Genomic DNA, 11,222 nt, shown 5'->3' with positions numbered 1-11,222 from the left:
GCTGGGGTTTCTCTCCCAAAGCGCAGAAACGTGGGGGGTGTGGTCCTGGCGTTCCCCCTCTCCCTTCCAGGGAGAGGGCTGGGGTGAGGGTGAGGGTGAAGGAAGTCATGTTGCGTAACTGTGATCTTCGTTAACTATTCAGCAATATGACAAATATGAATGCCCAATGACATTCTGCATTTATTTTGCCGTGATGGACTGGCGCAATCGAAACCCTTGCAGGAGCAAGCCATGAGCAAGACGCCCGTTCTGGAGATGCGCAATATTGCCAAAGTATTTGGCAAGTTTTATGCGCTGAAAGGGGTGGATCTGACGGTATATCCTGGCGAAATCCACGCGCTGATGGGGGAAAACGGCGCCGGTAAAAGCACCCTAATGAAGATCCTCGCGGGGGCATACACCGCCACCAGCGGCGAGATATTGATTGACGGACAGCCGTTCAATATCAAAGGGCCAAAAGACGCGCTGGCGGCTGGCATCACGTTGATATATCAGGAGATGCAGTTAGCCCCTAATCTGACCGTCGCCGAAAATATCTTTCTCGGCAGTGAGATTTCCCGCGGCGGGCTGATTCAGCGTCGGGATATGGTCGCTCAGGCGCAAAGCGTGATTGACCGCCTCGGCGCCCAGTTCAAAGCCAGCGACCTGGTGATGAAACTCACCATCGCCGAACAGCAGCAGGTCGAAATCGCCCGCGCCCTGCACCGTAACAGCCGTATTCTGGTGATGGACGAACCCACCGCCGCCCTCTCCTCCCGTGAAACACACCGCCTGTTTGAACTGATCATGCGCCTGCGCGATGAAGGGATGGCAATCATCTATATCAGCCACCGCATGGCAGAAGTGTATGAGCTCTCCGACCGGGTCAGCGTCCTGCGTGACGGTCAGTATGTCGGTAGCCTGACCCGCGACAAACTCAACGCCTCAGAGCTGGTACGTATGATGGTGGGCCGCCCGCTCAGCGATCTCTTTAATAAAGAACGCGATATTCCACGGGGCGACGTCCGTCTCAACATTCATCACCTCACCGACGGCAAAAAAATCCAGCCGGCCAGCCTGCAGGTACGCGCCGGAGAGATCGTCGGCCTTGCCGGACTGGTCGGCGCAGGTCGTTCAGAACTCGCACAACTGATTTTTGGCGTGCGTAAAGCCACCGGCGGAGTGATTGAAATCGATGGCGAACCGGTAGTGATCCACTCCCCCCGAGCCGCCATTGATTTAGGCATCGGATTCCTTACCGAAAACCGCAAAGAACAAGGGCTGTTTCTGGAGCTGGCCGCGCAGGAAAACATCACGATGGCGACCATTGAGCGCGACGCCAGTTACGGTCTGCTCGATCGAAAAAAAGCGCAGTCCATCTCCGATGACGCCATCAAGTTACTCAATATCCGCGTCCCTCATTCACAGGTGCGGGCGGGCGGTCTTTCCGGCGGCAATCAGCAAAAGCTGCTGATATCCCGCTGGGTCGCCATCGGGCCGCGGATCCTGATCCTCGATGAGCCAACACGCGGCGTCGATGTCGGCGCCAAGAGCGAAATCTATCGCATCATGAGCCAGATGGCACACAAAGGGGTGGCCATCCTAATGATTTCCAGCGAGCTACCGGAAGTGGTCGGCATGAGCGACCGCGTGTATGTGATGCATGAAGGCAGCATCGCCGGCGAGCTGGAAGGCGAGCGTATCACCCAGGAAAACATCATGCAGCTTGCGACCGGTATGAACGAATCCCATCACCAGGCGGTACACCATGACTGAATCGAAAGAGACCTCTGTCCCCACGCCGCAACAGGTGGCGAAATCGGCCTCGGCGAAAAAAATGCTGATGGGCGATCTGATGCAAACGGTCGGCATCTTGCCAATCTTGATCCTGATCGTTGCTGTATTTGGCTTTATTGCACCTAACTTTTTTACAGAAAGTAACCTGCTGAATATCACCCGTCAGGCCTCGATCAATATCGTGCTCGCGGCAGGGATGACCTTCATCATTCTGACCGGCGGCATTGACCTGTCCGTCGGTTCCATCCTCGGCACAACGGCGGTGGCGGCGATGGTGGTGTCGTTGATCCCGCAACTGGCCTTCCTCTCCGTGCCTGCGGCGCTGATGCTTGGTCTGGTGCTGGGGTTGTTTAACGGCATACTGGTCGCTTTCGCCGGGCTTCCCCCGTTTATCGTCACGCTTGGCACCTATACGGCGCTACGTGGCGCAGCTTATCTGCTGGCGGACGGCACCACGGTCATCAACTCCAGTATCGGGTTCGAGTGGATCGGCAATAACTACCTCGGCCCCATTCCGTGGCTGGTGGTCATTGCGCTGGCTGTGATTGTGGTGTGCTGGTTCATCCTGCGTCGCACCACCCTTGGCGTTCACATTTATGCCGTCGGCGGCAATATGCAGGCGGCCCGTCTTACCGGTATCAAAGTGTGGCTGGTATTGCTGTTCGTTTATGGCATGAGCGGCCTGCTCTCGGGGCTTGGCGGAGTGATGAGCGCGTCACGTCTGTACAGCGCCAACGGCAACCTTGGCATGGGCTATGAGCTTGACGCCATCGCGGCGGTCATTCTCGGCGGCACCAGTTTCGTCGGCGGCATCGGCACCATCACCGGTACGCTGGTCGGGGCGTTAATTATCGCCACCCTGAACAATGGTATGACATTGATGGGCGTTTCTTACTTCTGGCAACTGGTGATCAAAGGGGCGGTGATCATCATTGCAGTGCTGATAGACAAGTACCGTACCCGACATCATCAAAGTGCATAACAACAAGATTTCCCTGAAAACCCTACGTGAGGAAAGACTATGCGTTTGAAGCCGTTAGTAACCGCGCTCTGTGCTGGCGCGCTGCTTGCCGCAGCGCCATTTGCGCAGGCGAAAGAACTGAAATCGATCGGGGTAACGGTAGGCGATCTTGCCAACCCGTTCTTCGTGCAAATCACCAAAGGGGCGGAGCTGGAAGCGCGTAAACTGGCGGGCGACAAGGTAAAAGTGACGCTGGTTTCCAGCGGCTACGACCTTGGTCAACAGGTAGCGCAGATCGATAACTTTATCGCCGCCAAAGTGGACATGATTATCCTCAACGCCGCTGATTCGAAAGGCATTGGGCCTGCCGTAAAACGCGCGAAAGATGCCGGTATCGTGGTCGTCGCGGTTGACGTTGCGGCGGAAGGGGCTGATGCCACCATTACCTCGGATAACACCCAGGCCGGGGAAATGGCCTGTAAGTACATTACCGACCGTCTGAAAGGCAAAGGCAATGTGGTCATCATCAACGGACCACCGGTCTCTGCGGTACAAAACCGTGTGGAAGGCTGCCAGACCGAATTCAAGCGCCACCCGGATATCAAAGTGCTGTCGTCTAACCAGAACGCCAAAGGCAGCCGCGAAGGGGGGCTGGAAGTCATGACCTCGCTGCTGGCCGCCAATCCGAAGATCGACGGCGTATTTGCGATTAACGATCCGACCGCGATCGGCGCCGATCTGGCCGCTAAACAGGCACAGCGTAACGAGTTCTTTATCGTAGGCGTCGACGGCAGCCCGGACGGTGAAGAGGCGCTGAAACGCGAGAACTCGCTGTTTGTCGCGACGCCAGCGCAAGATCCCCAGGTGATGGCGGCAAAAGCGGTGGAAATCGGTTATGACATTCTTCAGGGGAAACCCGCACCGAAAGAGCCTGTGTTGATCCCGGTGACGATGATCGACAAGAAAAACGTCGGCACCTATAAGGGCTGGACGGTTAAATAAGGTTTGTGCCGCCTGATGCCCTCACCCTAACCCTCTCCCACTGGGAGAGGGAATGTGTTCCTGACTCCTTTTTCACGGTCTGGTACGGTTTTCTCCCTCTCCCTTGAGGGAGAGGGCCGGGGTGAGGGGGTTTTCTGTAGACTCTGGGAGATCGCCATGAAACGCTCCGAAATCAATGAGATCCTCGGCCATACCCGGCAGTTTTTTTCCATGCACGACATCCACTTGCCGCCTTTCGCCAGCTTTCCCCCCACCAAATGGCAACAGCTTGATCACGACAGCTGGCGCGAAGTCTTCGACTTAAAGCTGGGTTGGGATGTCACCGCTTTCGGCGGTGACAATTTTTACACCCAGGGGCTCACCCTTTTCACCCTGCGCAACGGTTCTCCTAATGGCACCCCTTACGCCAAATGCTATGCGGAAAAAATCATGCACGTGCGCGACGGGCAGGTAACGCCCATGCATTTTCACTGGCGCAAACGCGAAGACATTATTAATCGCGGCGGCGGAAATCTGATTATCGAGCTATGGAACGCCGGTGCGCATGAAGAGACGATGTATACCGACGTGAGTGTGGTGATTGACGGTTGTATCCAGACACATTCTGCGGGCAGCCAGTTACGCCTCTCACCAGGGGAAAGCATTTGCCTGCCGCCCGGTCTGTATCACAGCTTTTGGGGTGAGTCTGGTTTCGGCGATGTGCTGGTCGGCGAAGTGTCGTCAGTCAACGATGACGAACACGACAACCACTTCCTGCACCCGGTGGATCGCTTTAACGACATTCTGGAAGACGAACCCGCGCAGCTGGTGCTGTGTAACGAATATGGTCTGTTTCTGAGCTAAGGAGAATACGATGGCTTTGATTTCGCTTGCCCAGGGTTTGGCGCACGCCCGTGAACATCAGTATGCGTTGGGCGCCTTCAACGTGCTCGACTCCCACTTTTTACGCGCGCTGTTTGCGGCGGCGAAACAGGAGCGATCGCCCTTTATCATCAATATCGCCGAGGTGCATTTCAAATATGTCTCCCTCGAATCGCTGGTGGAAGCGGTGAAATACGAGGCCGCCCATCATGATATCCCGGTGGTACTTAACCTCGATCACGGTCTGCATTTTGAATCCGTGGTGCGCGCGTTAAGGCTGGGTTTTACCTCGGTGATGTTTGATGGCTCTACGCTGGAATACGAAGAGAATATTCGCCAGACCCGGGAAGTGGTGAAGATGTGCCATGCGGTGGGCGTCTCGGTCGAGGCAGAACTCGGCGCCGTTGGCGGCGATGAAGGCGGCGCGTTGTACGGTCACGCGGATGAAGCCTGGTTTACCGACCCGGCCAAAGCGCGTGACTTTGTCGACCGCACGGGGATCGACACCCTCGCCGTCGCCATTGGTAACGCCCATGGCAAATACAAAGGGGAGCCGAAGCTCGACTTTGCTCGCCTGGAAGCGATTCGCCAGCAAACCGGCCTGCCGCTGGTGCTCCATGGCGGGTCCGGCATCAGTGACGCGGATTTCCGCCGTGCTATCGGGCTTGGCATCCATAAAATCAATTTCTATACCGGGATGTCGCAAGCGGCGCTGGACGCCATTGAAACACGCATGGCCAACCGCCAGCCCATCTACGACGAATTCGCCCAGCTCTTGCTGAGCGTGGAACAGGCCATCACCGACACCGTTGCCGGGCAGATGCGCATCTTTGGCAGCGCGGGGCAACTCTGATGGAACGAAAAGGCGTTATCGCCGCCGGAAATATGCTGGTCGATCACGTACACCAGATAGTGCAATGGCCGGAGCGTGGCTGGTTAGCTGAGATCACGCAAAGCGAGCGTTCAACCGGCGGAGCGCCGCTCAATGTCCTGCTGACACTGGCCAAAATGCGCACGGGCATGCCGCTACAGGCGGTGGGACTGGTGGGCGAAGACAGCGACGGTGATTATATTATGGCGATGCTCGACCAGTATCATGTCAATCGTCAGCATGTGCAGCGCACCAATTCAGCCCCGACGTCTATGTCGCAGGTCATGACCGATCCAACCGGGCAACGCACCTTCTTCCACTCCCCCGGCGCCAACCGTCTTCTGGATCTTCCGGCATTCGGCAGCCTGGACCCGACCATGAAAATCTTCCATCTCGGCTATCTGTTGCTGCTCGACAGCCTTGACCTGCCGGATGAGGAGTTTGGTACCCGCAGCGCCCGCCTGCTGGCGCAGATGCGCGAACAGGGCTACGAAACATCGCTCGATCTGGTCTCCCGTAAGGGCGACCCGCGTTATCAGCCGCTGGTGATGCCTTGTCTGCCGCATCTGGATTATCTGGTTATCAATGAGATGGAGGCAGGGGAATTTAGCGGGCTGGAAATGCGGCTGCCTGACGATTCGCCGCATATCGCCAACATCGCCACGGCCGCCTCGCAGCTACTCGCCGCAGGGGTACGCCAGCGCGTGGTGATCCACTGCCCGGAAGGGGCATGGGGCGAGGAACCTGGCCGCGAGGGGCAGTGGATAGCGACACAGATGCTCGCGCAGGAGGAAATTATCGGTAGCGTGGGCGCGGGAGACGCGTTTTGCGCCGGACTGCTCTACGGTTGCCACGAGCGCTGGCCGCTGGCGCAAAGCATTCAACTGGCTCATGCCTGCGCCCGCGCCAGCCTGCTCTGCGCGAACGCCATTGACGGGGCGAAATCGCTGGAAGAATTAAAACAAGAGATCGACAGCACGCCGTAGCGCCGCTATGCCGCCTGCTCGCTGTGTATGACATCCGCCGCAAACACATAGCCCAGCCCGCGTATCGTTTTGATTAACGCGGGTTGATGTGGATTGATCTCAATTTTACGGCGCAGGCGCATGATCAACACATCGATGGTGCGGTCGAACACCTCAATGCTCTCGCTGTGGGTCAGCTCCAGCAGTTGCTCACGACTCAGCACCCGCCGCGCGTTTTGTACCAGCGCCAGCAGCAAACTGTATTCCCCCTGGGTTAAATCGACGGTTTGCTGACGGGGGTCGCTGAGCTGGCAGCGTGCGGGATCAAGGTGCCAGCCATTGAAGGCGTAGCCGGCCATTTTCACCGTCTGCACATCTGCCGCCAGCACCCCCGTGCGACGCATCACCGCCTTCACCCGCGCCACCAGCACGCGTGGGGTAAAGGGTTTGCCGATATAATCATCGGCCCCCATTTCCAGCCCCACCACGACATCCGATTCGCTACCCAGCCCCGTGAGCATAATCACCGGCAGCTCAGGACGTTGTTTCTGCAGTTGGGTAAGCACCATCAGGCCGTTGATGTCAGGCAGAACCATGTCGAGTAGCACCAGCGCAATCTCAGGATGCCGCGCCGTAGTGGCAATCGCATCCAGTCCGTTATGGCACACATGTACCGTAAAGACATGCTCGCTCAACACGTCCCTGAGCAGCTCGCAGACCGCCAAATCGTCATCCACTACCAGAATTGCAGGTTTCATTGTCCGCATCCGTCAGGAAAAGTGACTCGTTGCTTTATTTTATTTGGCGCAACCATAAAGGCAGTGAATTAATGCTGTTTTTATAATCGCGGTCACATCCCCTCGTCTTCGACACGTCAAATTTGACGATGGCCTGCCCTTCGTCAGTATTTTGACCAAAATTCAGACGTAAAATCAGGCAATACCCACAAAAGAAGCATGGCATAAAAGATGCATAATGGGTCGAGTGAGCGCGCAAAGCGCGATCTTTCTTAACTGGAGCGATAGCGATGAAAAAAGTCGTCACGGTTTGTCCGTATTGCGCCTCAGGTTGCAAGATTAACCTGGTGGTGGATAACGGAAAAATCGTTCGGGCGGAGGCTGCGCAAGGAAAGACCAACCAGGGTACCCTGTGTCTGAAAGGCTACTATGGCTGGGATTTTATTAATGATACACAAATCCTTACGCCTCGTCTGAAAACCCCAATGATCCGTCGCCAGCGTGGCGGCAAACTGGAAGCCGTCTCCTGGGATGAAGCCCTGGATTACGTTGCCACTCGCCTGAGCGCCATTAAAGAGAAGTATGGCCCGGATGCGATTCAGACAACCGGCTCGTCCCGTGGTACGGGGAACGAAACCAACTACATTATGCAAAAATTTGCGCGCGCCGTTATTGGTACCAATAACGTGGACTGCTGCGCACGCGTCTGACACGGCCCATCGGTTGCAGGTCTGCACCAGTCGGTCGGCAATGGCGCAATGAGTAATGCCATTAACGAAATTGATAACACGGATCTCGTGTTTATCTTTGGCTATAACCCGGCGGATTCGCACCCTATCGTGGCTAACCACGTCATTCGGGCGAAACAGAACGGGGCCAAAATCATCGTCTGCGATCCGCGTAAAATCGAAACTGCGCGTATTGCTGATATGCACGTTGCATTGAAAAACGGCTCGAATATCGCGCTGTTAAATGCGTTCGGGCATGTGATTATTGAAGAAAACCTGTATGACCAGGCGTTTGTCGCCTCGCGTACCCAGGGTTTTGAAGAGTACAAAAAAATCGTCGAAGGCTATACGCCAGAGTCGGTGGAAGAGGTAACGGGCGTGCGCGCGGCGGATATTCGTAAAGCTGCCCGTATGTATGCCGGTGCGAAAAACGCCACGATTCTGTGGGGCATGGGCGTAACCCAGTTCTATCAGGGCGTGGAGACGGTGCGTTCACTGACCAGTCTCGCCATGCTGACGGGTAATCTGGGCAAACCGCATGTTGGGGTGAACCCGGTACGCGGGCAGAACAACGTCCAGGGCGCCTGCGATATGGGTGCGCTGCCGGATACGTTCCCCGGCTACCAGTTCGTCAAAGAACAGGCTCACCGCGATAAATTCGCGAAAGCCTGGGGCGTTACGGACCTGCCTGCGCATACCGGCTATCGCATCAGCGAACTGCCGCACCGCGCGGCGCATGGTGAAGTGCGCGCCGCCTACATCATGGGGGAAGATCCGCTGCAGACCGATGCAGAGCTCTCCGCCGTGCGCAAGGCGTTTGAGGATCTGGAACTGGTCATCGTGCAGGATATCTTTATGACCAAAACCGCGTCGGCGGCGGACGTCATATTGCCATCCACCTCCTGGGGCGAGCACGAAGGTGTGTTCACGGCGGCTGACCGTGGCTTCCAGCGCTTCTTTAAAGCGGTGGAACCGAAGTGGGATCTGAAAACGGACTGGCAGATTATCAGTGAGATAGCCACCCGTATGGGCTACCCGATGCATTACAACAACACGCAGGAAATCTGGGATGAGTTACGTCATCTCTGCCCGGATTTCTACGGCGCCACCTATGAGAAAATGGGTGAGCTGGGCTACATCCAGTGGCCGTGTCGTGACACATCGGATGCCGATCAAGGGACGTCGTATCTCTTTAAAGAGAAGTTCGACACCGATACCGGGCTGGCGAAATTCTTCACCTGCGACTGGGTCGCACCTATCGATAAACTCACTGACGAGTATCCGATGGTGCTCTCCACCGTACGTGAAGTGGGCCACTACTCTTGCCGTTCGATGACCGGCAACTGTGCGGCGCTCTCGGCCCTGGCGGATGAACCTGGCTACGCGCAAATCAACACCGCCGATGCCGCGCGCCTCGGTATTGAAGATGAAGCGCTGGTGTGGGTCAACTCGCGTAAAGGCCGGATTATCACCCGTGCGCAGGTCAGTGAACGCCCGAACAAAGGCGCGGTATATATGACCTACCAGTGGTGGATTGGTGCCTGCAACGAACTGGTGACGGAGAACCTGAGTCCGATTACCAAAACGCCGGAGTACAAGTACTGTGCGGTGAATGTGGAACGTATTCCCGACCAGCATGCTGCCGAGCAGTATGTGATCGACGAGTACAACAAACTGAAATCGCGCCTGCGTGAAAGCGCGCTGGGTTAATCGTGGCGTACAAAAAACGGGGTGCGATTATCGCACCCCGTTTTATTTTGTTATTTATGACATAACCATTAATTTATTATGGTTTTAAATTGAGCAGTGCTGAAATAACGGGCAAAATATTCTCTTCAAACGCGACGCGTTCAGGTTCACGCTTTTCACTTAAGAAGTCATCAGAAATGGGAATATCGCCACCGCCATGCTCGCTCTTACGGCTCAGGGCATAATGAAATGTTCTCATCTCTCCCACGCGCGAAATTGTATAGATCTCAGTAAAGCGGCTGAGATGTTTTTCCGGGAGGAATGGGGCTTTCTTCGTTATTCGCCCGGTGGCGACATCAAAAATGAGTACTTCCGCATTTTTAAGGGTGTAGATAAGCCCGTAGCCCGTCAGAATAGCGCCGAAAAGCAGAAACACGATGACTGATTGTAATGTTCTGCCATTCATTTGCGCCCAAATAAGGGTGCCGATCAGCAGGACAATACCGGCAATGACAAATACCAGTGCGCTGCCGACCTTCCACGGGCGATATACCAGACGTCGGTCATTCAATTCCACCAGCATAGAGGCTGGCATCATGCATCTCTCCGCTGGCTGATGCCCAGAAAGGTTTCCGTCTCTTCCATCATGGCCTGCGGCGCTTTCTGACCGGGGCCAAACTGCCTTATCGGCATTTTCGACGTTTTCCCGTCAACGTTAAAGACCACATTCACAATACTGTTACGAATCAGGCCAAAAAAGCGGTACTGACGAATCAACTCAAGCCCGGCGAAATTATCCAGCGATTGATTGTACGTCGTTTTACCACCGCCATTCTGGATATAAAAGATGCGCTTATCTAAATCGAATACCATCTTGATACGCAGCGTTGCCAGCATCACCCCTGCAACGGCAAATAAAACTAGCGCGACAATAATACCGCGCAGTGATGATTCATGTTTGAAATAAGCATAAACCCCCAACGCAGCAAACGCGATCGCAAGGGCTATTTTCAATCCCTTTTGATTTTTCACAATATAGCGATTGCCTTCGTGTAGATAAAAGTCTGACATTCCTGAACTCTCCTTATCATCAGGGAAACGTTAAACGCGCGCCAATATCCGCGACAGAAGTATTATGGCTACAATTATTTAATCTGCTATAAAAAAATCGCCCCCGCAATTTGGGGGGCGACACGCGCTATACAGATATTATAGGAACCTGTAAGGGGCTTTACGCCGCAACCAACTCAATGCGATTGCCGTCCGGGTCGGCAATAACCGCTTCATAAAAGCCATCGCCGGTCCATCTTGCGGGGCTGAGTAAACGCCCGTTAGCCTGTGCTTTTTGCGCCATCGCTTCCACATCCTTAACACTGCCGACAGTAATCGCGATATGCGCCCAGCCGACAAACTCCGGGTTAGCTGGCGCATCATCAAGCTCAGGCAAAGCCATCAGTTCAATGGTTGGCCCCTCGGTCAGGGAAATGAAGTGCGATGCGAACCCAGGACGATTTTTACTCAGATAGCGTTCGTTGCTCTGACCGCCGAACACGTCCTGCCAGAAAGCGACTTGCGCATTGAGGTTGCGTGTCCAGAGCGCGACATGTGCAATTTTCATCTTTTATCTCCATC

At 55.3% G+C, this 11,222-nt stretch carries 11 protein-coding genes; 7 read left to right on the top strand and 4 right to left on the bottom strand.

From position 1 onward, the window contains the following. Positions 1 to 231: 231 nt before the first annotated feature. The 6 genes from L2097_RS23465 to L2097_RS23440 all read left to right on the top strand — a co-directional run bounded on the left by L2097_RS23465 (position 232) and on the right by L2097_RS23440 (position 6,457). The gene (locus tag L2097_RS23465) at positions 232 to 1,755 is read left to right on the top strand and encodes a sugar ABC transporter ATP-binding protein (RefSeq protein ID WP_250353772.1); all 1,524 of its coding nucleotides are present in this window, start codon (positions 232 to 234) and stop codon (positions 1,753 to 1,755) included. Next, positions 1,748 to 2,758 (top strand): ABC transporter permease subunit, encoded by a 1,011-nt coding sequence (locus L2097_RS23460; RefSeq protein WP_047372151.1) that lies wholly within the window; start codon positions 1,748 to 1,750, stop codon positions 2,756 to 2,758. Before L2097_RS23465 ends, L2097_RS23460 begins: the two co-directional genes overlap by 8 nt. 39 nt (positions 2,759 to 2,797) lie before the next feature. Then, entirely contained in the window at positions 2,798 to 3,739 is a 942-nt protein-coding gene (locus tag L2097_RS23455) for an ABC transporter substrate-binding protein (protein WP_103280785.1), read from the top strand. Positions 3,740 to 3,895: 156 nt separating this feature from the next. Then, positions 3,896 to 4,582: a D-lyxose/D-mannose isomerase gene (locus L2097_RS23450; RefSeq protein ID WP_047372153.1), complete on the top strand. Its 687-nt coding sequence runs from the start codon at positions 3,896 to 3,898 to the stop codon at positions 4,580 to 4,582. 10 nt (positions 4,583 to 4,592) lie between these two features. Further along, the gene (locus L2097_RS23445; protein ID WP_250353771.1) at positions 4,593 to 5,453 is read left to right on the top strand and encodes a ketose 1,6-bisphosphate aldolase; all 861 of its coding nucleotides are present in this window, start codon (positions 4,593 to 4,595) and stop codon (positions 5,451 to 5,453) included. Next, complete coding sequence (locus L2097_RS23440) at positions 5,450 to 6,457, top strand: carbohydrate kinase family protein (RefSeq protein ID WP_139800465.1); 1,008 nt, start codon at positions 5,450 to 5,452, stop codon at positions 6,455 to 6,457. The genes L2097_RS23445 and L2097_RS23440 overlap by 4 nt, the downstream gene beginning before the upstream one ends. Before the next feature lie 5 nt (positions 6,458 to 6,462). On the opposite strand, the gene L2097_RS23435 is transcribed toward L2097_RS23440, so the two are convergent. Beyond that, a complete protein-coding gene (locus tag L2097_RS23435) occupies positions 6,463 to 7,194 on the bottom strand; it encodes a response regulator (RefSeq protein ID WP_047372156.1) in 732 nt (243 codons plus the stop codon). A 269-nt stretch (positions 7,195 to 7,463) separates the two neighbouring features. On the opposite strand from L2097_RS23435, the gene fdhF reads away from it, so the two are divergent. After that, positions 7,464 to 9,611: a formate dehydrogenase subunit alpha gene (gene fdhF / locus L2097_RS23430; protein ID WP_082137092.1), complete on the top strand. Its 2,148-nt coding sequence runs from the start codon at positions 7,464 to 7,466 to the stop codon at positions 9,609 to 9,611. Between the two features lie 76 nt (positions 9,612 to 9,687). Here fdhF and L2097_RS23425 read toward each other — a convergent pair whose 3' ends face one another. The 3 genes from L2097_RS23425 to L2097_RS23415 form a co-directional block, all read right to left on the bottom strand. After that, the gene (locus tag L2097_RS23425; RefSeq protein WP_047372159.1) at positions 9,688 to 10,188 is read right to left on the bottom strand and encodes a hypothetical protein; all 501 of its coding nucleotides are present in this window, start codon (positions 10,186 to 10,188) and stop codon (positions 9,688 to 9,690) included. Next, positions 10,185 to 10,661, bottom strand: coding sequence for a hypothetical protein (locus tag L2097_RS23420; protein WP_047372160.1), 477 nt, complete (start codon positions 10,659 to 10,661; stop codon positions 10,185 to 10,187). Before L2097_RS23420 ends, L2097_RS23425 begins: the two co-directional genes overlap by 4 nt. A 160-nt stretch (positions 10,662 to 10,821) precedes the next feature. Then, positions 10,822 to 11,208: a VOC family protein gene (locus tag L2097_RS23415; RefSeq protein WP_250353770.1), complete on the bottom strand. Its 387-nt coding sequence runs from the start codon at positions 11,206 to 11,208 to the stop codon at positions 10,822 to 10,824. Between the last annotated feature and the right edge of the window lie 14 nt (positions 11,209 to 11,222).

The sequence above is a fragment of the Citrobacter sp. MNAZ 1397 genome (assembly GCF_023613995.1).
Lineage (GTDB): Bacteria > Pseudomonadota > Gammaproteobacteria > Enterobacterales > Enterobacteriaceae > Phytobacter > Phytobacter ursingii.
Note: the sequence above shows the minus strand (reverse complement) of the source record. Positions and strands in the feature narration are given on the sequence as shown.